This window comes from Acinetobacter sp. CY17 (assembly GCF_059515825.1).
In genome coordinates, this window is record NZ_JCAKMX010000023.1 from 1 (window position 1) to 20,461 (window position 20,461).

Genomic DNA, 20,461 nt, shown 5'->3' on the forward strand with positions numbered 1-20,461 from the left:
AAGAACAACTTGTTGTGGATTCTTACCGGTCGCCAATCTTTCGTTAAGGAGGTGATCCAGCCGCAGGTTCCCCTACGGCTACCTTGTTACGACTTCACCCCAGTCATCGGCCACACCGTGGTAAGCGTCCTCCTTACGGTTAGACTACCTACTTCTGGTGCAACAAACTCCCATGGTGTGACGGGCGGTGTGTACAAGGCCCGGGAACGTATTCACCGCGGCATTCTGATCCGCGATTACTAGCGATTCCGACTTCATGGAGTCGAGTTGCAGACTCCAATCCGGACTACGATCGGCTTTTTGAGATTAGCATCCTCTCGCGAGGTAGCAACCCTTTGTACCGACCATTGTAGCACGTGTGTAGCCCTGGTCGTAAGGGCCATGATGACTTGACGTCGTCCCCGCCTTCCTCCAGTTTGTCACTGGCAGTATCCTTAAAGTTCCCACCCGAAGTGCTGGCAAATAAGGAAAAGGGTTGCGCTCGTTGCGGGACTTAACCCAACATCTCACGACACGAGCTGACGACAGCCATGCAGCACCTGTATCAGAGTTCCCGAAGGCACCAATCCATCTCTGGAAAGTTCTCTGTATGTCAAGACCAGGTAAGGTTCTTCGCGTTGCATCGAATTAAACCACATGCTCCACCGCTTGTGCGGGCCCCCGTCAATTCATTTGAGTTTTAGTCTTGCGACCGTACTCCCCAGGCGGTCTACTTATCGCGTTAGCTGCGCCACTAAAGCCTCAAAGGCCCCAACGGCTAGTAGACATCGTTTACGGCATGGACTACCAGGGTATCTAATCCTGTTTGCTCCCCATGCTTTCGTACCTCAGCGTCAGTATTAGGCCAGATGGCTGCCTTCGCCATCGGTATTCCTCCAGATCTCTACGCATTTCACCGCTACACCTGGAATTCTACCATCCTCTCCCATACTCTAGCTTCCCAGTATCGAATGCAATTCCTAAGTTAAGCTCAGGGATTTCACATCCGACTTAAAAAGCCGCCTACGCACGCTTTACGCCCAGTAAATCCGATTAACGCTCGCACCCTCTGTATTACCGCGGCTGCTGGCACAGAGTTAGCCGGTGCTTATTCTGCGAGTAACGTCCACTATCCTAGAGTATTAATCTAAGTAGCCTCCTCCTCGCTTAAAGTGCTTTACAACCAAAAGGCCTTCTTCACACACGCGGCATGGCTGGATCAGGCTTTCGCCCATTGTCCAATATTCCCCACTGCTGCCTCCCGTAGGAGTCTGGGCCGTGTCTCAGTCCCAGTGTGGCGGATCATCCTCTCAGACCCGCTACAGATCGTCGCCTTGGTAGGCCTTTACCCCACCAACTAGCTAATCCGACTTAGGCTCATCCATTAACGCAAGGTCCGAAGATCCCCTGCTTTCCCCCGTAGGGCGTATGCGGTATTAGCAGTCGTTTCCAACTGTTGTCCCCCATTAATGGGCAGATTCCTAAGCATTACTCACCCGTCCGCCGCTGAATCCAGTAGCAAGCTACCTTCATCCGCTCGACTTGCATGTGTTAAGCCTGCCGCCAGCGTTCAATCTGAGCCATGATCAAACTCTTCAGTTTAAAATCAATAGTGCCTATAGGGCACCAATCTTGGCTCATCAATTACTGACAAAAAATTTGCTCAAATAAACTTCGAGAAATTCTTACCAATTATCAATGAAAATATATTCGATTGATCAACCAGTAAAAATCCACACAAGTTGTTCTTCATAATCTCTTAATGATTAACTTTATAGCTCGTCGCTAAAAAGCTAAAACACATTAAAACTCAACAACTTAACACTTCGTGCTAAATCTATTGCGCTTTACTGCGTTGGTATGCTGGCCATTATAGGTGGTTTTTTTTGCTTAGCAAGTATTTTGCAAACAAAACACCAACGAGTGTTTGTTTTTTGTGCGCAATTACAGCTTCATTATCACCAAAATAGTGCATAAGTTTATAATTTTAAATATTTTTATAAAAAATTATTTATTTTTTAATTTTGTGGTCTTAATTTGTATGCTTAAAATTTTGACTGGATTTCTTGGCACATTTGCATGTACACCATAACGTGTAGTCGGCAATTTAACGATTTGATCTACGATTTCCATACCTTTAATGACTTGTCCGAATACAGCATAACCTGGCTTTTCTGGCGTTTGGTCTAAAAAGTAATTATCCGCCACATTAATAAAGAACTGGCTTTTAGCCGAATTAGGATCATTGCTACGTGCCATCGCAACAGTACCACGAGTATTTTTAATACCATTACTGGCTTCATTTATAATCGCCTTAGCTGTTGGCTTTTCCTGCATATCAACAGTCATACCACCACCCTGCATCATAAACCCTGGAATAACCCGATGAAAAATGGTGCCATTATAAAATTTCTTTTTCACATAATTTTCAAAGTTTTTTATAGTTATAGGGGCTTGTGCATTAAATAGTTCAATTTCAATGCTGCCCATCGTGGTTTTCATTTCAACTACTGTATTTGAAGCGTAACTACTTAAACTCGTTCCAGCTATTACACTTGCTACTAAGATTTTTTTTAACATTTGTTTACCAATCCAAATCGTTTCTACTTTAATTTCTTGATATTAGTCGTTCAGTATAAATAAAACAGTCCTGAGCATCGAAAAGGAATTAATATGACTCAACAACAAATACTACCTGAGTTAAAACACTATCCACCGTGGCAATGTCATGGCGAAGCCTATATTTTAAATTATTGGGCCAGTCCACAATTCTTACAACATGCTAAAACATTTAATTTACGGGCTTCTCGTAGCGGTCATATGTTGCATGTGGTTTTATTACGTTATCAGTATACTCCGATTGGCAGTTATGATGCTTTGTTCATTGTCGATCATCCTGTGCAACAAAGACAACGTTATTCTTCTATTGTCAAAATACTAGTTTCTAGTCGGGAATCTATCCTGCATGGCCAAACCTTTTGGGGTTTACCTAAGGAGCTTGCGCAATTTAATTGGACTAAAACCACTACTGGCATGTATTGTGAAATTAAGACTCAGCAGCAAAGTATGATGATTCAATTAAATCATGCGAAGAATAATTCTAGTTTTTATATTAATAGTCACCAATTACCAGACCATATTTTAAATGTACAACAACACTGGCAAGGACAGCGTTATATCTTCACCCCTCAATTTCGCGGTAAGTTATGTAAATTAAAGTCAGTGCAATGGCATAACACTGATGGGTTATTTCCAAATTTTAATCAAGCACGTTATATCGATAGCTTTTATATGCCTGAAGTGCAATTAATCTTACCTGAAGCAAAAGTCCATTTGGTTAAACATGTTTCACGTGAAACACTTTAAACATGGGCCCACCAAAATTTTTTAAATTGCTTGGCGATTTCTAAGCAATGTTTTTTCGCCTGTTTGGAAATAGGTGTTAAATGTATAAAGCCATGCGCCTGTTCTAAATAATTTTGATATTGCACCCTACAACCATGTGCAGCTAATTTTTCCGCATACAACTCCGCTTCATCATGTAATACGTCATGGCCTGCTGTCACAATAAAGGTCGCAGCTAAAGAGACATTGGGCTTGGCATATATAGGTGAAATAATCGGATCATCAAGCGCGATAGCATGTTGATGCGCATATAGTTGTTTCACCTGCCTCACATCAGCTGCAGTTAATGCTAAACCATATCCAAACATCTGTAGCGAAGGATAATTAAAATTAAAGTCAATCGCAGGATAAATGAGTAACTGAGCTTGTGGTGCATAGCTATAATTAATACTACGCTGTGCCACGACTGCACAAATATTGCCGCCTGCACTATCACCTGCAATGGCAATACGCGCTTTATAAATATTTAATTGGCGACGGTTCTCATATACCCATTGCAAAGCCTGTTGACTCGCATCAATAACTTGTTGTGGGCCAGCCTCAGGCGCTAAAGGATACTGCACACTCAAAACTTGCACCTGCATCGTGTGCGCCAGTAAACGACAGATTTCATCGTGAGTTTCTAAACCACCTGCGACAAAGCCACCGCCATGATAAAAAACCAACATGGCTAATTTTTTATTGGGCTTTGGATGATAATGACGAGCTTTTAAAGTAGCGCTTGCCAATGGCAAACGTAAATCTTGAATTTGAGCAACTTTAGTTTGGCGAGCAGATAATAATCGCATTTGTTGTTCATAACGATGACGTGTACGCTCTACATCTTGGGCTAAAAATCCTGTTTGCCTTTGCTGATGCTTAATAGCCATTATGCAAGCAGTAAATGGATCAAGTTGCGGGTAATCATAAGGATAGCCCAACAACTTCAGCAAAGCCTTTTGACTAAATGGGGGTAAATGATCAATAAGCCGTGCAGCTGGAACTTGGCTATACTGCAATATTTTTTTTATTTTTATCATTGATGATTATTCCTTCAATTTGCTTAAAATCTTCATAATTTCTACATGATCAAACGACTTTGCCACTATATTGTTATATAAATCATCTAATCTATAACACAGCTAAATCCATATATCCGTTATGCTATTTACAGTTTAGATTTTGGCACAAGGATCAACAACATGGCTAAAAAACTTTTATTATTGTCGGTGGCAACCACATTTTTAGCTGTGGGTTGTGTGGCTTTTCCAGACGATGGTTATTACGATGGACGTTATGATCGTGGCTACGACCGCAACTATGACCGTAATTATGATAACCGTTATGACACGCAACAACGGCAACGTTTAGAACTAGAACGTCGTCGTTTAGCTGAGCAAAATCGTAGCCGTCAGTTACAACTAGACCGACAAAAAACTGAGTTAGAACGACAGCGTCTACAGCAACAACGCGAACGTCAACAGTTAGAACAAAAACGTCGTCAACAACAATTACAGCAACAACGTGATCGTAATCAAGATTTAGATCGTAAACGTCGTGAGCAAGTTGAACAACAGCGCAAACGTGAACAGCAGTTACAGCAACGCCAGCGCGAACAACAAGCCAACAAACAGCGCCAGGAACAGCTAAAAAGAGAGCGTCAAGTTGATCAACAAAGACGTGCTGCCGAACAGCGTCGCATCAATGAAGATAAGCGTCAAAAGGCAATTAAATATTTTGAAGAACAACGCCAACGTTAATCTTGTACTAGAAGCGCCAAAAGCGCTTCTTTTTTTAAGCAAAAAAAAGACCTATCCAGAGGTTGGATAAGTCTTGAAAAATGTATTTCTAAAATACCGAAAAGAAACTACAGCCATAGAATCTGAATAAATAATATGCAAAAACCAAGCTATTGAGAAATACTTATTTAGTCAAATATTGATCGCTTTTAAATATTAATCAAATATATGAAAATAAAAATTTAATATTAAATAACTGATATTTAATAAAATTATAAAAAATAACACCAATCTAATGATCAATAATATGCGCTATTATCATGTTCAATTTATCGTGATTTAAATTTTTTCTGCTGCGCCTGATGATTCGGTTGATCTTCTATGCAAATGAGCCAATCGCAGATTATTTATAGATTTAATGCAAGTGGTGCTTGAATTTCCAATCCCCGCCCCGATTTCTATTAGCAATCATGAAATTTATCAAACTCATGGCAGTTCAGAGTTAACAGAGTTAGAGCTGATGCCAAAGGACTGTACATGTTTAAGAACCCATTCAAACGGAGTAAAGCAATGGCGACTGAGCAAAATGAGCAAGCTCAAGACTTAGAGCAAGCGGAACCAACAACAGCGCAAACTCAAGCCGAAACTGAGCAGGCTGAAGTTACCGTTGAATCTTTACAAGCGCAAATTGCCCAACTCGAAGGCGACCTTAAGCTAGAAAAAGCACGTACTGCCAATGCAGTCTATGAAGCGCAAAAAAGTGTAGAGCGCATTCAACGCGAGTCAGACAAACATAAAGACGCTGTTTTGGAAAAATTCGCGAAGCAGTTATTAGACACCGTTGATAACTTAGAACGTGCAATTGCTGCTGCAGGCGAAGAAAAAACGCCTTTGTCTGAAGGTGTAGAACTTACCCTGAAATCATTGCTCTCTACTTTAGAGAAATTTGGTATTGTCGCGGTCGATACAGAAAATGGCTTTAATGCAGACTTGCATCAAGCTGTAGGTATTGCACCTGATGCGAAAGCCAACGAAATTGGCACAGTGTTGCAAAAAGGCTATAGCCTAAACGGTCGTTTATTACGCCCTGCTATGGTTATGGTTGGCGCTTAAAGCTAAAAAATTCGAGAGCTTAGAAAATATTTTCAAAAAATTTACTTGAAAAATCTTCAACGGCTCTCATATCGAATAACAAGTGAAACATCACAACAGAATTTTTGAGGAATCCATCTAATGGCTAAAATCATTGGTATTGACTTAGGTACTACAAACTCTTGCGTAGCAGTACTTGAAGGCGACAACGTTAAAGTTATCGAAAACGCTGAAGGCGCGCGTACAACTCCATCTATTATTGCCTATAAAGATGGCGAAATCCTTGTAGGTCAATCTGCGAAACGTCAAGCAGTAACTAACCCTAAAAACACACTGTTCGCGATCAAACGTTTGATCGGTCGTAAGTACCAAGACCAAGCAGTGCAAAAAGACATCGGTCTTGTCCCATACAAAATCATTAAAGCAGACAATGGCGATGCTTGGGTTGATGTAAACGACAAAAAACTTGCACCACAACAAATCTCTGCTGAAATCTTGAAAAAGATGAAAAAAACAGCTGAAGATTACTTAGGTGAAACAGTAACTGAAGCAGTGATTACTGTTCCTGCTTACTTCAACGATGCTCAACGTCAAGCAACAAAAGATGCAGGTAAAATTGCAGGTTTAGAAGTTAAACGTATCATCAATGAACCAACTGCTGCGGCGTTAGCGTTCGGTATGGACAAAAAAGAAGGCGATCGTAAAGTTGCTGTTTACGACTTAGGTGGTGGTACATTTGACGTATCAATCATTGAAATCGCTGACCTTGATGGCGACCAACAAATTGAAGTGCTTTCTACAAATGGTGATACATTCTTAGGTGGTGAAGACTTCGATAACGCGTTAATTGAATTCCTTGTTGAAGAATTCAAGAAAGAGCAAAACGTAAACTTGAAACAAGATCCACTTGCTCTTCAACGTTTAAAAGAAGCGGCTGAAAAAGCGAAGATTGAACTTTCTTCTTCTAACGCAACTGAAATCAACCTTCCATACATCACTGCTGATGCGACTGGTCCTAAACACTTAGTGATCAACGTAACACGTGCAAAACTTGAAGGTTTAGTTGCTGACTTAGTTGCTCGTACTATCGAACCTTGCCGTATTGCGCTTAAAGATGCGGGTCTTTCAACTTCTGATATCTCTGACGTTATCTTAGTTGGTGGTCAGTCTCGTATGCCACTTGTACAACAAAAAGTACAAGAATTCTTCGGTCGTGAACCACGTAAAGACGTGAACCCTGACGAAGCGGTTGCAATGGGTGCTGCGATTCAAGGTGCGGTACTTTCAGGTGACAAGACTGACGTACTTCTTCTTGACGTAACGCCACTTACACTTGGTATTGAAACCATGGGTGGCGTGTTAACGCCAATTATTGAGAAAAACACCACGATTCCTGCGAAGAAATCTCAAGTGTTCTCAACTGCTGCTGACAACCAGCCTGCTGTAGACATTTCGGTTTACCAAGGTGAACGTAAAATGGCGCAGCAAAACAAATTGTTAGGTAATTTCCAATTGGGCGATATCCCACCTGCGCCACGTGGTGTGCCACAAATTGAAGTATCTTTCGACATCAACGCTGATGGTATCTTGAAAGTATCTGCGAAAGACAAGAGCACAGGTAAAGAGCAATCGATTCAGATTAAAGCCAACTCAGGTTTATCTGATGCTGAAATCGAAGCGATGATCCGTGATGCTGAAGCGAATGCTGAAGAAGACCGTAAATTTGAAGAGCTTGCAAAAGCACGTAACGAAGCAGATGCCTTAGTTGCTTCTTCTCAAAAAGCAGTGAAAGATCTTGGCGAACAAGTAACAGCTGACGAAAAAACTGCGGTTGAAACTGCTGTTTCTGAATTAGAAGCTGCGACTAAAGAAAATGATGTTGAAGAAATTAAAGCGAAAACTGAAGCGCTTCAAAACATCATTATGCCAATCACACAACGTGCGTATGAAGCAGCTCAACAAGCTGGTGGCGCACAAGGTTTTGACCCGAACGCATTTGGTGGTGATGCAGGTCAACAACAAAAAGCGGATGATGGCGTTGTAGATGCTGAATTCAAAGAAGTAAAAGACGACAAAAAATAATTTGTCTCTTTAAAAAGAACCGCGCGTAAGCGCGGTTTTTTTATGCCTAATTAGACTGCCGATTGAGCTTAAAAGTAATTTTTGTCTACATGCTCCACCCACCTAAACTTGAATAATGTGCCCTCTTTTAAATATACACATAAAATATTACTCAAATAAAACCGTGTGTTCTGTGCTGCATTTAAGCTAAATTAATCAAAAAATATCAAGATGAGGCTTATGCTGCGCTTAGCAATTTTATTCCTATTTGGATTCAGTGTTTTGCTGGTTTATCAAAATCTGCAATATCCACATTTAAGGCATCATCCCATTAGTGACCGAATTTTGGCTCCTTTTGATCATCGGATCCGTTACCGAATTGCTGAAATTGATCCACGCTTTGATATTAGTTCAGCCGAAGTAAAGCAATTAGCATTCGAAGCGACACAAATTTGGCAGCAGGCAGATGGGAAAAACTACTTCGTCTATGATCCAAAGGCTAAACTGAGTATTCATTTTATTTATGATGAACGCCAATCAGAAAGTCATTTTAGACAACAAAAATTGAGTGAGATTGAATCGAAACAGGCGCTTTGGCAACAACGCCATGTGCAAGCTCAGCAACTCAAGCAGCAGATAAAAGATTTACAGCAGCAACTGAGTCAAAAGCGTAATGATCTTAATCAAGCGACACATTTGTATAATCAGCAAGTGCAACAGATCAATGCACAAGGCGGTGCCACAGCCACCCAACGTTTTACTTTAGAAGATCAGAAATTATATTTGCAGCAACAACAGCAAAGATTAGGCGAGCAGATTCATCAACATAATCAAAAGATTCATGCTTTAAATCAAGAAGTCATACAGTTAAATGCTTTAAATGCAGAGTTATCACAAGAGGTTTCAGGTTTTAATGCACGTTTTTCTGGCAAAAAATTTGATAAAGGTGTGTTTAATGGCAAACAAATTATGATTTATGAGTTTAGTTCGAAAGATGATTTACGCTTAACTTTAGCACATGAATTTGGTCATGCTTTAGGGCTTGGGCATCATGATGATCCTTATGGTTTAATGCATCCTATTTTACAACAGCAAAATGCACACAATTTTCAGTTAAGCCCTGCTGACTTACAACTTTTGCTGAAAAAATAATGGCCGTTTAGGTTACAGTGTAAGAATCCCTTACTTTTTCTAGGCGTATTTTCTTTAATCTACAACAAATTCAATTTTTTCATGTTATTGTGAAGCTTCAATGAAAATAATACATCTTTGGAGAGGCATGTGAGTTACTACCATATTCTGATTGAAGCCAATGATCATATCAGCACTGTTGAAGAAACTCGCGATATTGAAATCTTTGATATTGTTGAAATTGGTCCCTACTTACATTCAATTTTATTGCCCTATTTTAATGAACAAATCATTGAGCTTGAAGATGACAATATTCACTTTGAAGATGTTTTGCATTTACAAGTAAAACAAACTTTATTGCCTATCAAAGATCTTATTGAAGAAGAACAACGTCAATTACCAAGCGATACCGATGTCACTATTAGCGCGTATGAGATTTTTAATAATCGCAATTTAAGCCAAGATGTGACGACTATTATTTTTGATCTGTTAGACGCCGTCAAACTGTGTGATTAATATGAACTATAAAAAAAGGTCTGTAAATACAGACCTTTTTTAGTGTTATTTTAGCGCATCACGTTACGTGCTCGATCTTGACGTAAAGCTTGCAGAATTTTCTGACCTGCCCGACCAGTTTGTGCTAAACCTAAACGTGCTTGCTCACTCATAATGGCTTTACGGGTTTTATCCCCAATTAAACCATCCGCTGCACCAATATCATAGCCACGTGCTAACAAAATTGTCTGAATTTCACGACGTTCAGCGCGTGAAGTGCCTGCATCATCAGTTGGCCAAGACTGCATAAATGGCCCTTGTCCACGAATACGATCTGATAAATGTGCAATCGCTAAAGCATAGCTCTCAGCCGCATTGTAAGCATAAATGGCATCGAAGTTTTTAAAGACTAAGAATACAGGTCCATGAGCACCCGCGGGTGCCATCAGCCCTGCTTGCGAAGCGTAGCTTAAGTTACCTTGTACTAAAGGTGTACCATCAGCCCGCATCACACCACGATCAATCCAATGCTGTAGAGATTTCTTGTTACGACGTCCCTCATTAGCTAGTGACATACCGGCAGGGACTTTAACTTCAAAACCCCATGGCTGCCCTGTTTGCCAACCACGTTTTTTTAAGAAATTCGCAGTCGACGCTAAAGCATCAGAAGTGCTTGAAACTAAATTACGACGCCCATCACCATCAAAATCAACTGCTAGCTCTTCATAGGTACTTGGCATAAATTGAGTATGACCAAATGCACCAGCCCATGAACCTTTAAGTTGATCTTGGCTTACATCACCACGCTGTAAAATACGCATCGCAGCAAAAAATTCGCCTCGGAAATAACTTTGGCGACGACCTTCACAACTTAAGGTACCTAAAGCTTGTAACAATGGATATTTTCCTGAAATATCGCCAAAATTACTTTCTACACCCCATACTGCAACTACAACATTGGCAGGTACGCCATAAGCTGTTTCTACACGGCTTAACACCGAACGATGTTCTGCTAATTTTTGTCGGCCGAGTTGCACTCGCTCTTCATCGACTAAGCCAGATAAATAATCCCAAATAGGAGTTGAAAACTCAGGCTGATAATTGAGTCTTTCAATCACAGAATAATCAGGTGCTAAATTTTGCGTATAACGGTCGTAGCTCATACCTGAGACGCCTCTAGCGATTGCCTGACCGCGTAAGTTGTTTAAGCAACTTTGAAAATTATTATTTGGCGTATATTGGGCTGACGAAGTAGCTGCTGGCGTAACTGAAACCGGCTTACCATTAATCAGCAACTCAGCCTGAGCCGTCATTGCCAACGTAAACGACCCTAAAAGCAAAGCAATGCGCTGCATAACGTCCCTTTTTTTAAATTTAAATTTTATTTACCTTAGCATTCTGTACTAAAAATTAAAGCCATATTAGGTAAATTTAAATTCATTTAAGCAATTTAAATTTAAAAATACCTAGTCTAGATATAGTTTTAAATTCAAAACATAACACTACAATTAAATATTATTGATATCTCAACAGTTTTTCTAAATTTAAACCTAAACTTTTAAATTTAAAGCATCGCCAAAGTGGATATTTCTGTTGATAAGTCTATGGATTATTAAGTGGATAAGTTGAGATTGTGAATAAAATATGCAAATAAGAAACCGCACAGAGCATGTAACATTGTTTTGAATTCAAATTTTTTAGAGTTTTAAGTATTGGTTGAGACCGGTCAACATCACAAATATGGGAGAATATTGTGATTCACGATCAAAACCAATATGCATGCGAATGCGAAAGACGCGCATTCTGCCTGAACTCAAGGCATAAAAAAAGCGATCCACAGGGTGATCGCTTTTTTATTGGGCAATTCAAGGCTTAGATGTTCATATCTTCGCTGAGTGCCAACGGATTAGGTAAAATTTTTGCTAATTGGCGGCATAAAGTCACCAACTGTGCTGAATCATTTGGTACTAAGGTGATATGACCAATCTTACGACCTTCGCGCTCTGACTTATTATAAAGGTGTAAATGTGCACCTTCTAAAGCCAAAACATCTTCAGTTTTTGGATATTGACCAATGATATTGACCAAAACACTTGGACGAACAATTTCAGTTGAACCCAATGGCAAACCTGCAACAGCACGAACATGGTTTTCAAATTGCGAGCATATTGCGCCTTCAATCGACCAATGCCCTGAGTTATGCACACGTGGTGCCATCTCGTTGGCATATAAACCTTTGTCTGTCACAAACAATTCAAGCGTTAATACACCTACATAATTGAGATGATTTAACAAACGCGTAATGTAGTCTTCAGCGACAGGTTGCAAATCGCTACTGTTAGGCGCAGGTATAATTGAATGCGATAAAATTCCATGATGATGATGGTTTTCCGCCAATGGCCAAGTTTTTACTTCACCATTTTGGCCACGTACCGCAATAATCGATACTTCACGTGAGAAAGTGACAAAACTTTCTGCAATGAGTTCCCCCGCAGGGCCAAGTTCTGCCCACGCTTGCTCAATTTGATCTGCATGACGCAACACAAACTGACCTTTACCATCATAACCGCCACGCGAGGTTTTGAGTACAATTGGTAAACCAAGTTCAGCTACGGCAGCAGTTAAGCCTTCAACTGAAGTTACTGCCTTATATGGCGCAACTGGAATCGCCAGCTCATCAAACAAAGCTTTTTCAGATAAGCGATGCTGAGCAATGGCTAAAGCTTGACGCGGTGGATGCAAATCTCTTTGCTGTGTTAAAACATCAACATCCGTCAAAGGTGTATTTTCAAATTCAAGGCTAAATACATCAGCACTGTTGATAAAGTCCTGCAAACCGTTTTCGGCTTGAGTTGAAAATACTTGACCTAAAGCGGCAGAGGGACAATCCGTACTTGCTTCAAAGAAGGTACATTGAATATTTAGAGGTAATGCCGCTTGCGCCATCATACGACCCAGCTGACCGCCACCAAAAATACCGATGGTTTTGTTCATAACCTATGTCCCGTTTTATGCCTGACCCGGAATATTTTTACTTGCCACTTTTTCAGTTTGTTGAGCACGGAAATCTGCTACATTTTTGGCAATTTCAGGACGTGTTAAGCCTAAAATTTGTGCTGCCATAATTGCGGCATTGGCTGCACCTGCAGGGCCAATCGCTAAAGTACCAACCGCAATACCTGCTGGCATTTGTACAATAGAAAGTAATGAATCTACACCATTTAAGATTGAAGATTTCACAGGTACACCGAGTACAGGTAAATCAGTTTTTGCGGCACACATACCTGGTAGATGTGCTGCGCCACCTGCGCCAGCAATAATCACTTGAATACCACGGTCACGCGCAGTTTCTGCGTATTCAAATAAACGGTCTGGGGTACGGTGTGCAGAAACGACTTCGGCTTCGAAAGGTACACCAAGCTGCTTAAGCATATTGGCAGTGTGTTCTAAAGTTGCCCAATCTGATTGAGAACCCATGATAATTCCAACTAAAGGAGCATCTTGTGTAGCAGCCGCATTCATTGCAAATATTCCAACTGAAGTAAGGAAAGATAGACCTCGGACGAGCGTCCAAGCTCTCATGAATCAGTGGTCATTATAGACATAAAAATGCCGCGACGAAAATTTAACGGTCAAAGCAAGGCACGATTTTTATTGTTTTTTTCTTTAAACTTACATTTTATCTTAAGAATTAATTGATTATTCACATTATTGACCACGAAATACAAAATACACGCAACCACATAAACATAAAGCCGCCCAAATGTAATCCAATTTAAATGGTTGTTTAAATAGAAAAATCATAAAGGGCACAAAAACCAGTAAGGTCACTACTTCTTGGGTGATCTTCATTTGACCGACTGCCCAACCTTGCTGCGCTAATAGTTTAGTCGCAGGAATCATTAAACTGTATTCAAATAATGCAATGATCCAGCTGAATAAAATCGCCTGCCACATAGGTGCATCATGCGGTAAAAATTTTAAATGTCCATACCATGCCAATGTCATAAAACAATTGGCAACGATCAATAACAACAATGGAAATAGCATGACTATGTCTTAATTTTTTGCAGAAGCAATAGTGTAATTTTTTTGATGAAAATACGAAATCGCTGTATGAGTTTTTTGCCTGATCTATACCAAGAAAAACTATCTTTTCATAGATAGCCTTGCTATCGTTTGACTCATTCTATTATTCAACACAGCACTAAGCTTGTGTATAAAACGCAGTGGAGTTAAGCGTATGCATCTGCATATTTTGGGTATTTGTGGCACCTTTATGGGCTCATTGGCATTGTTAGCACGCGATCTTGGACATACGGTTACAGGTTCGGATCAAAATGTCTATCCACCGATGTCAACCCAACTTGAAAATGCAGGCATTACCTTAATGCAAGGCTATGAGCGTAGCCATTTACAACCGCATCCTGATTTAGTCATTGTCGGTAATGCCATGAAGCGTGGTATTGATGCGATTGAATATATGCTAAATGAAGGTTTGCCCTATATTTCAGGGCCGCAGTTTTTAGCCGACCATGTGTTACAAGGTAAGCATGTATTAGGGGTTGCAGGGACACATGGTAAAACTACGACCACCACCATGTTGGCTTGGGTACTCGATCAAGCTGGCTTAGAGCCGGGGTTTTTAATTGGTGGCGTACCGCTTGGCTTTTCTGAGAGCGCGCGTTTAGGTGGCGGCAAATATTTCTGTGTCGAAGCCGATGAATACGATTCAGCTTTCTTTGATAAACGTTCTAAGTTTGTGCATTACCATCCTAAAACTGCCATTTTAAATAACTTAGAATTTGACCATGCTGATATTTTTGATGATTTAGCCGCAATCCAAAAACAGTTCCATCATTTAGTGCGTACCATTCCATCGGAAGGTCGCATTATTGCACCAATCACTGAAAGCAATATTGATGAAGTGTTAGAGCAAGGCTGTTGGACGCCAGTAGTACGTACATCATTAGATGCCAATCAGAAATCTGAATTGTATGCCGAACAATTGTCTGCCGATGGTTCACATTTTAAAGTGCTACAACACGGCGTAGTCAAAGGTGAAGTGCATTGGACAATGACAGGGCAACATAGCGTTGCGAATGCTTTAGCCACCATTGCCGCAGCTGAACATGTGGGTGTTTCGATTGCAAAGGCATGTGAAGCATTATCCAATTTTGGCGGTGTAAAACGTCGTATGGAACTTTTAGGCACAGTACGTGGTATTGAAGTTTATGATGACTTCGCCCATCACCCAACTGCCATTGATACCACACTTGAAGGTGCACGTAAGCGCTTAGGTGAGCGTAAATTATGGGCGATTATCGAACCGCGTTCTAATACCATGCGTATGGGTAGCCATAAAGATGGCTTAGCGCATTCAGCACGTCTTGCCGATCAAGTGATTTGGTACCAACCTGAAGGTTTAGATTGGGATTTACAACCTGTGGTTGATGCAGCGCCAAACCCAGCGCAAATTGCCCGTACTTTAGATGAGATTATTACTCAAGTGAACCAACAAGCAGGCGAGGGCGATGCTGTGGTGATTATGTCCAATGGTGGTTTTGGTGGTTTACATCAAAAATTAATTGCGGCTTTAAAGGCTTAAAAACTTAAAATCCAAAAGCCCGCGACAGCGGGCTTTTTTTACCTTAGTCAATCGGTGAGATTGTGTAGCAAAATTGCATATTGTCATTTTTTTAGCTTAATGCTCTGCTAAATTCAACTACAGCTAAAATCTGCTAAAGGACAATAACAATAACAACAATGCGAGCTATGGTCTATCACGGCGCTAACGATATCCGTTTTGAACAGCGTGATAAACCCAAAATTCTGCAACCGACATATGCAATTATTAAACTGACTAAAATTACCATTTGCGGCACAGATCTCGGTATTTTAAAAGGAAAAAACCCCGAAATTGAGCAAACAGCAATCAGCAAAACGGGGCATTTTAACGGGCGAATTTTAGGTCATGAAGGGATTGGCATTGTCGAAGAGGTCGGCAGTGCGGTTAAAAATTTTAAAACTGGTGATCGAGTCATCGTATCCTGCGTCAGTCGCTGTGGTACCTGTGAAAATTGTCAAAAACAACTCTATGCCCATTGCCGTAATGAAGGCGGTTGGATTATGGGCTATATGATTGACGGCACACATGCTGAATATGTACGTACACCATTTGCCGATACCTCTTTATACCCATTGCCAGCTAACCTCAATGAAGACGTCGCGGTATTTTTATCCGATGTATTTCCCACCGCACATGAAATTGGTGTGCAATATGGCGATGTAAAACCTGGAGACAGTATTGCGATTGTAGGTACAGGCCCGATTGGTATGGGGTGTCTACTGACAGCACAGTTTTATTCACCTAGCACCATTATCGCGATTGATATGGATGACAACCGCTTAGCCATGGCCAAAGAACTTGGTGCCACGCATATCATTAATTCTGGTCAAGAAGATGCCATTGCCAAAGTGCTAGAAATTACCCAAGGACGAGGGGTGGATTGCGCCATGGAAGCAGTTGGCATTGAGGCGACATGGAATATTTGCCAGCATATTGTCAAAGAGGGTGGCCATATTGCTAACGTTGGCGTGCATGGAAAATCGGTTAATTTTGAGCTCAACAAGCTATGGATTAAAAATCTCACCATTACCACAGGCTTAGTCAATGCCAATACGACAGGGATGCTGCTGAAAAGTTGCTGTTCAGGCAAATTACCTCTAGAAAAACTTGCTACACATCATTTTAAATTTGATGACATGGAAAAAGCATACGAGGTTTTTAAACACGCTGCAGATGAAAATGCCATGAAAGTCATTATTGATTTAGCCTAAAAAAAGCCCGCGACAGCGGGCTTTTTGCTTTAAGCCGCAACATCGCCAAATGCGTGTGGATCACGTTTAAACATCACCACCACATAAGAACAGGTTGCAATAATCTTGAGCGATTTTTCACGGGCAAATTCAGCCAAACGGTCTAAGAGTTTGCGTGCCATGCCTTGACCACGTAAAGAATCATCGACCCATGTATGGTCAGCAATAATAGTGCTGTCATTGCTCCATACATAGCTAATTTCAGCAATACGCTGACCTTGCTGATCTTTTAGAAAAAACTCACCTTTTGATCCATTGTCTTGATGTTCAAAATTCATCATTGTTCCTTGTTATTTGTTAAAAACATCTTAATACAAAACGTCGCGAATACTCGGGTCTTTATCAAATACTGACTTGGCAAAAGGGCAGAGTGGCATAATCTTGATGTTTTTGTCTCGTGCAAAAGCCACAGCACGATCCAGTAATTTGCGTCCTACACCTTGACCTTTTAGCTCATCACTGACCATGGTATGTTCAATGATAAATTTATCATCGCCAGCCCATGTATATTCCATCTCAGCTAAACGTTGCTCGTTTTCAAAAATAAAAAATGCACCTTTAGTCGAGCTATTGAGGTGTTCAATATCCATTTTTATTCCCTATTTTTTGTTTTTAATCGCTTAAGGATTGCAGATTATCAAAGTTACAATGTTGTGTTTATTTTGGCAAATTGTCGCTTAACATGGCGTAAAGATCAGCCTACACTCGGCACAAATTTTCTGACGATTTAAGTTATGTCTGAGCTTGCTACTCCCAGCCCTACGCGACAATGGATTTGTGTCATTGGTCTTGCCTTTGCTGCTTTTATTTTTAATACCACTGAATTTATTCCTGTTGCTTTGCTGAGCGATATTGGCAGGAGTTTTCATATGCCAGCGACCAACGTGGGCATTATGCTGACCATTTATGCTTGGGTGGTGGCGCTATTGTCGCTACCGATTATGCTAGCCACCAAAAATGTTGAACGGCGCTTACTGCTGATCTTGGTCTTTATCATCTTTATTGTCAGTCATATTCTTTCTTACTATGCATGGAGTTTTGGCATTTTAATGCTCAGTCGGATTGGTATTGCCATTTCACATGCACTGTTTTGGTCGATTACTGCATCATTGGCAGTACGCGTTGCCCCTGAGGGTAAAGCATTTCAAGCACTTGGTTTACTCGCTACAGGGACAGCCCTTGCGATGGTACTGGGTATCCCGCTCGGGCGTATGATTGGTGAGGCCTATGGCTGGCGCAACAGTTTTGCCTTAATTGCGCTAGGTGCAACAATCGTTTGTTTAATTTTAGCTAAGACCTTACCCCTGTTGCCAAGTGTGAATTCTGGCTCAGCACAAAGCTTAAAGCTTTTTATACGTCGTCCAAGTTTATTGCTGGTTTTTGTTGTCACCATCATGATGATCACGGCGCAATTTACCGCTTATAGTTATATTGAGCCGTTTACTTTGGTGGTGGCAGAATTTAGTTCCAATCAAACCACCACCTTGCTCCTCGTATTTGGTGGTGCAGGTTTCCTAGGCTCTTATTTATTTGGAAAATTTGGCTTGAAATTGCCTCGTGTTGCCATTCCATTGAGCTGCTTATTGTTGTCCATGTCGTTACTGTTGCTTTTACCTCTATCTAAAAGTTTTTTTGGACTCACAGCTTTAAGTTTGTTTTGGGGTATAGGCATTATTTGCTTTGGTTTAGCACAGCAATCTAAAACCCTACATTTAGCCAGCGATGCAACCGATGTGGCAATGGCGATTTTTTCAGGCTTGTATAATGTGGGAATTGGCGCAGGTGCACTTCTCGGCAGTGTAGTGATTGAACATCTTGGTTTGGCATATATTGGAATTATTGGCGGTATGATTGGCATATTTGGCGCGCTCATTGCGCTTTATTTAGTACAACGCCGTGATTTTTTACCCAATTAACACAGTGTAAAAATTGCCCTTTGCCTTAAATTGTGCCATGCTTAGGCCATATTTGAGCTTCGCTCAAAACAAAATTTATTTTGAACAAGGGGAGTAGCCTCCTCCAAACCTAATCAGCATTGCTATTTAGGTGTCAGACTATCGTCATTACACTTTGCAAAAAGTCGGTATCTGAGCATAGTTACACATGAATACTGTAATTATGTAGGCAAGACCTTGATCATGTTGTTATAGACAAATTGTGTCTAGCAACTGGTCAAGGTTTTTTTATGGCCAGTTGCTCGATGTGGAGCATACACATGGAAACTATTGGCAATCTTTGGCTGTACGTGGCATTTTTTGGCCTAGTGACTGTCATGTTAGTCATCGACTTTTTAGGTTTTCGCCAAAACCAAGGTCAAGACGTTAAAATTAAAACTGCTGCCTATTGGAGTATTGCGTGGGTCACTGTCGCAGCTTTATTTGGTGGTGGACTTTGGCTGTATTTACAGCAAACCGTAGGCGTGAATATTGCCAATGCCAAAGTAATGGAATACTTTGCCGGTTACTTACTGGAAAAATCTTTGGCAGTGGATAACGTCTTCGTTTGGCTAATGATTTTTGCTGCTTTTGCAATCCCACCTGCCTTACAGCGTCAATTATTACTCTACGGTGTATTAGGCGCGATTATTCTACGTACTATCTTTATTTTTATTGGTGCATGGTTTGTCCAAGAATTCTCTTGGGTGCTATATATTTTCGGTGCGTTCTTAGTCTATACCGGCTTTAAATTCTTAAAAGGTCAAGATGAAGAAGAAACCAATATCGAAGATATGGCGATCTTAAAATTTTTACGTAAACATATGCGCATCACCCCACAAATGCACGGCAATAAATTCTTTGTCCGTGAAAATGGCGTGTTATGGGCAACGCCATTATTTTTAGTGTTAATTTTAGTTGAAGCATCTGACGTGATCTTTGCGGTGGATTCTATTCCTGCCATCTTCGCAGTCACCTCTGATCCATTCATTGTGTTAACCGCTAACTTAATGGCAATTTTAGGTCTGCGTGCAATGTTCTTTTTACTTTCAGGCGCTGCATCTAAGATGCATTATTTACCGTATGGCTTAGGTATTATCTTATTGTTCATTGGCTTTAAGATGCTAATGCTTGATGTATTCCATATGCCAATTTGGATTTCACTGAGCTTTATTGTCGTGGTGTTAGGTATTACGGCATGGTTATCTATTCGACATAGTAAACGCCAAGAAATGCTATAAAACAACATATTTAAGCCCGACTTCGGTCGGGCTTTTTTTATGGGAATTTACTATATTTTGGTGGCAAAAATGCTGTACTTTAATTCATCAGCTGCCTATGCTTAAAGTTCATTTTATATTAAGAAATAGCCTTAAAGGTCTGATACATGCGCAGCAAAAAACTGAGTTTGGTCGTAGTTCCAGTATTATTGGCTGCGTGTAGTAATTCTGGTCGCTTGCAACAAGATATTTATAACAGCCAATATTATTGTAGCCAAGATTGGGACCAAAATCTGTGTGAGCCTTATAACAGCACCAGCTCTTATCACACTGCCTCAAGCAACTATCAAATTTTCTATATTGGTCCGCAGTACTATAGTAATAATCGTAAAGTCAAATACCTAGGCCGTACTTTAACTGCTCAAGGTGCCCGTCATATCAATCAACCCGTCCTGTCACAACATGTCTTTAAAGATGCTAAATCCAAACCGATTCGCCGTGGCGGTTTTGGCCGTGCAACAGGTGGGACATCTTTTGGAGGCTAAAG

General features: G+C 40.7%; 18 protein-coding genes, 1 rRNA gene and 1 pseudogene. 11 read left to right on the forward strand and 9 right to left on the reverse strand.

From position 1 onward, the window contains the following. Positions 1 to 44: 44 nt before the first annotated feature. Positions 45 to 1,581, reverse strand: a 16S ribosomal RNA gene (locus tag AC5YCI_RS13740). Between the two features lie 405 nt (positions 1,582 to 1,986). Further along, the gene (locus tag AC5YCI_RS13745) at positions 1,987 to 2,559 is read right to left on the reverse strand and encodes a peptidylprolyl isomerase (RefSeq protein WP_496175710.1); all 573 of its coding nucleotides are present in this window, start codon (positions 2,557 to 2,559) and stop codon (positions 1,987 to 1,989) included. Positions 2,560 to 2,652: 93 nt separating this feature from the next. Between AC5YCI_RS13745 and AC5YCI_RS13750 the strand changes: the two genes are divergently transcribed. Continuing rightward, positions 2,653 to 3,345 (forward strand): hypothetical protein, encoded by a 693-nt coding sequence (locus AC5YCI_RS13750; RefSeq protein ID WP_496175711.1) that lies wholly within the window; start codon positions 2,653 to 2,655, stop codon positions 3,343 to 3,345. Here the strand turns inward: AC5YCI_RS13750 and AC5YCI_RS13755 are convergent. After that, on the reverse strand, positions 3,342 to 4,403 hold the full coding sequence (locus AC5YCI_RS13755) for an alpha/beta hydrolase (RefSeq protein ID WP_496175712.1): 1,062 nt from the start codon (positions 4,401 to 4,403) through the stop codon (positions 3,342 to 3,344). The genes AC5YCI_RS13750 and AC5YCI_RS13755 overlap by 4 nt on opposite strands. A gap of 162 nt (positions 4,404 to 4,565) precedes the next feature. Here AC5YCI_RS13755 and AC5YCI_RS13760 point away from each other — a divergent pair. The 5 genes and pseudogenes from AC5YCI_RS13760 to AC5YCI_RS13780 all read left to right on the forward strand — a co-directional run. Then, positions 4,566 to 4,919 (forward strand): annotated as a pseudogene (locus tag AC5YCI_RS13760) (hypothetical protein); the annotation flags it as partial. Between the two features lie 753 nt (positions 4,920 to 5,672). After that, on the forward strand, positions 5,673 to 6,215 hold the full coding sequence (gene grpE, locus AC5YCI_RS13765) for a nucleotide exchange factor GrpE (RefSeq protein ID WP_496130410.1): 543 nt from the start codon (positions 5,673 to 5,675) through the stop codon (positions 6,213 to 6,215). Positions 6,216 to 6,335: 120 nt separating this feature from the next. Next, positions 6,336 to 8,276: a molecular chaperone DnaK gene (dnaK, locus tag AC5YCI_RS13770; protein WP_496130378.1), complete on the forward strand. Its 1,941-nt coding sequence runs from the start codon at positions 6,336 to 6,338 to the stop codon at positions 8,274 to 8,276. A gap of 219 nt (positions 8,277 to 8,495) precedes the next feature. Further along, the gene (locus AC5YCI_RS13775) at positions 8,496 to 9,407 is read left to right on the forward strand and encodes a matrixin family metalloprotease (RefSeq protein ID WP_496175713.1); all 912 of its coding nucleotides are present in this window, start codon (positions 8,496 to 8,498) and stop codon (positions 9,405 to 9,407) included. Positions 9,408 to 9,524: 117 nt separating this feature from the next. Next, positions 9,525 to 9,902: a hypothetical protein gene (locus AC5YCI_RS13780; protein ID WP_496130380.1), complete on the forward strand. Its 378-nt coding sequence runs from the start codon at positions 9,525 to 9,527 to the stop codon at positions 9,900 to 9,902. A gap of 50 nt (positions 9,903 to 9,952) precedes the next feature. Here the strand turns inward: AC5YCI_RS13780 and AC5YCI_RS13785 are convergent, their stop codons facing one another. The 4 genes from AC5YCI_RS13785 to AC5YCI_RS13800 all read right to left on the reverse strand — a co-directional run bounded on the left by AC5YCI_RS13785 (position 9,953) and on the right by AC5YCI_RS13800 (position 13,931). Next, on the reverse strand, positions 9,953 to 11,236 hold the full coding sequence (locus tag AC5YCI_RS13785) for a lytic murein transglycosylase (protein ID WP_496130381.1): 1,284 nt from the start codon (positions 11,234 to 11,236) through the stop codon (positions 9,953 to 9,955). Positions 11,237 to 11,753: 517 nt separating this feature from the next. Continuing rightward, positions 11,754 to 12,875, reverse strand: a complete 1,122-nt coding sequence (locus AC5YCI_RS13790; protein WP_496175714.1) for a 5-(carboxyamino)imidazole ribonucleotide synthase — start codon at positions 12,873 to 12,875, stop codon at positions 11,754 to 11,756. A gap of 15 nt (positions 12,876 to 12,890) precedes the next feature. Beyond that, positions 12,891 to 13,403, reverse strand: coding sequence for a 5-(carboxyamino)imidazole ribonucleotide mutase (purE, locus tag AC5YCI_RS13795; protein WP_496130383.1), 513 nt, complete (start codon positions 13,401 to 13,403; stop codon positions 12,891 to 12,893). 186 nt (positions 13,404 to 13,589) lie between these two features. After that, on the reverse strand, positions 13,590 to 13,931 hold the full coding sequence (locus AC5YCI_RS13800; protein ID WP_496130384.1) for a DMT family protein: 342 nt from the start codon (positions 13,929 to 13,931) through the stop codon (positions 13,590 to 13,592). Between the two features lie 193 nt (positions 13,932 to 14,124). Between AC5YCI_RS13800 and mpl the strand changes: the two genes are divergently transcribed. After that, positions 14,125 to 15,489: a UDP-N-acetylmuramate:L-alanyl-gamma-D-glutamyl-meso-diaminopimelate ligase gene (mpl, locus tag AC5YCI_RS13805; protein ID WP_496175715.1), complete on the forward strand. Its 1,365-nt coding sequence runs from the start codon at positions 14,125 to 14,127 to the stop codon at positions 15,487 to 15,489. A gap of 158 nt (positions 15,490 to 15,647) precedes the next feature. Next, positions 15,648 to 16,721 carry a zinc-dependent alcohol dehydrogenase family protein gene (locus AC5YCI_RS13810; RefSeq protein ID WP_496175716.1) on the forward strand — a complete coding sequence of 358 codons (1,074 nt, stop codon included), beginning with the start codon at positions 15,648 to 15,650 and terminating at the stop codon, positions 16,719 to 16,721. Positions 16,722 to 16,750: 29 nt separating this feature from the next. Here AC5YCI_RS13810 and AC5YCI_RS13815 read toward each other — a convergent pair whose 3' ends face one another. Continuing rightward, positions 16,751 to 17,038, reverse strand: coding sequence for a GNAT family N-acetyltransferase (locus AC5YCI_RS13815; protein WP_496130387.1), 288 nt, complete (start codon positions 17,036 to 17,038; stop codon positions 16,751 to 16,753). A 30-nt stretch (positions 17,039 to 17,068) separates the two neighbouring features. Then, positions 17,069 to 17,350 (reverse strand): GNAT family N-acetyltransferase, encoded by a 282-nt coding sequence (locus AC5YCI_RS13820; protein ID WP_496130388.1) that lies wholly within the window; start codon positions 17,348 to 17,350, stop codon positions 17,069 to 17,071. A gap of 144 nt (positions 17,351 to 17,494) precedes the next feature. On the opposite strand from AC5YCI_RS13820, the gene AC5YCI_RS13825 reads away from it, so the two are divergent. From AC5YCI_RS13825 to AC5YCI_RS13835, 3 genes are all read left to right on the forward strand, one after another. Then, positions 17,495 to 18,676 (forward strand): sugar transporter, encoded by a 1,182-nt coding sequence (locus AC5YCI_RS13825; RefSeq protein WP_496130389.1) that lies wholly within the window; start codon positions 17,495 to 17,497, stop codon positions 18,674 to 18,676. 299 nt (positions 18,677 to 18,975) lie between these two features. Beyond that, a complete protein-coding gene (locus AC5YCI_RS13830) occupies positions 18,976 to 19,935 on the forward strand; it encodes a TerC family protein (RefSeq protein WP_496130390.1) in 960 nt (319 codons plus the stop codon). Between the two features lie 146 nt (positions 19,936 to 20,081). Further along, a complete protein-coding gene (locus tag AC5YCI_RS13835) occupies positions 20,082 to 20,459 on the forward strand; it encodes a hypothetical protein (RefSeq protein WP_496175717.1) in 378 nt (125 codons plus the stop codon). The last annotated feature ends 2 nt before the right edge of the window (positions 20,460 to 20,461 follow it).